Raw genomic sequence first — 1,212 nt, forward strand, 5'->3', positions numbered from 1 at the left:
ATGCGTGATGGCAAAATCAATGGCGCGATAATAACACAGCTCGAAATGCAGGAAGGGCCACTCGCCCTCGCATCCCCAGTTGCGCCCATAGAGCGTATCGCGCCCTGCCAGATTCAGCGCGGCTGCCACGGGCTCGCCCTCGTGCAGGGCCTGCATCAGCACGATTTTCTCACCCAGACGCTCTGACAGACCCGAGAAGAAAGCACGGGTCAGATAGGCCTGTCCCCATTTGCGGTCGATGGTCGCCTGATAGAATCCATAAAACCGATCCCAGTCGCGGCCGGTGATTTCCGGCCCGCGCAAGGTGCGAAATTCCAGCCCGCATCCCTGTGCATCACGCCGCTCGCGACGGATCGCCTTGCGTTTGCGCGAGGCCAGCGCTTCGAGAAACTGCTCGAAATCCTGATAACCATTGTTATGCCAGTGATATTGCAGGCCCAGCCGCTCCATCCAGCCATGTGAGGCCAGAGCCTCCTGCTCCTGACCGGTGCAGAATGTCATGTGAATGGAGGACAGACCCAGCTCCTGACAGGCCCGACGCAGCGCATCGCCAAAGACCCCGCGTACTGTCCCTTCCGTCAGGTGATCATGGGTCAGCCGGACTAGATCGATGAGCAGACGCGGCCCGCTGACAGGAGAAAACGGGACGGCGATCTGAAGCTTGGGATAATAATCGCCCCCGGCCTGCTCATAGGCGCGCGCCCAGCTCTGGTCGAAAACATATTCTCCGTAGGAGTGACCCTTGAGAAACAGGGGGGCTACGGCAAGCAACGCCTCGCCGTTCCTGAGCGCCGCATAACGCGGCAGCCACCCTGTTCTGACCCCGACAGAGCCGCTTTCCTCAAGCGTCAGGAAGAAACCGTGGGACAGAAAGGGGTTATCGTCCCCGGCACAGCGATCCCAAAGAGCGGCGTCAATTTCGGCAATGGACGCATGAAGCGTCAGGGACCAGTCTGTCATGGGCAGCATGTGGTCCGGGCCTGGGGGCAAAACAACCTTGTCCGGCATCGTCAGACTGTAAAACGTGGCGTTGCGCTTCCTGCGCGCCTGTCAGGGGTGATTGACGAGCGCACGGCAGTCCCGAAAAGCGCTGTCAGGCGCGGCAGCAGAAATGCCACGCCCACAGGGCTTTTTGAGGGGGTGATCAGGCTATTTCGATCAGCGCCTCAACCTCGACCGGTGCATCCAGCGGCAGGGAGGGTACGCCGATGG

1 protein-coding gene is annotated in these 1,212 nt (G+C 60.6%); it reads right to left on the reverse strand.

The genetic code is table 11. The features are described from left to right. On the reverse strand, window positions 1-960 hold a 960-nt coding region (locus P792_RS26055; protein WP_031240443.1), incomplete at its 3' end, for a GNAT family N-acetyltransferase. Window positions 961-1,212: the final 252 nt, after the last annotated feature.

Origin of the sequence: Asaia sp. SF2.1 (genome assembly GCF_000505765.1) — a bacterium.
GTDB classification, from domain to species: domain Bacteria; phylum Pseudomonadota; class Alphaproteobacteria; order Acetobacterales; family Acetobacteraceae; genus Asaia; species Asaia bogorensis.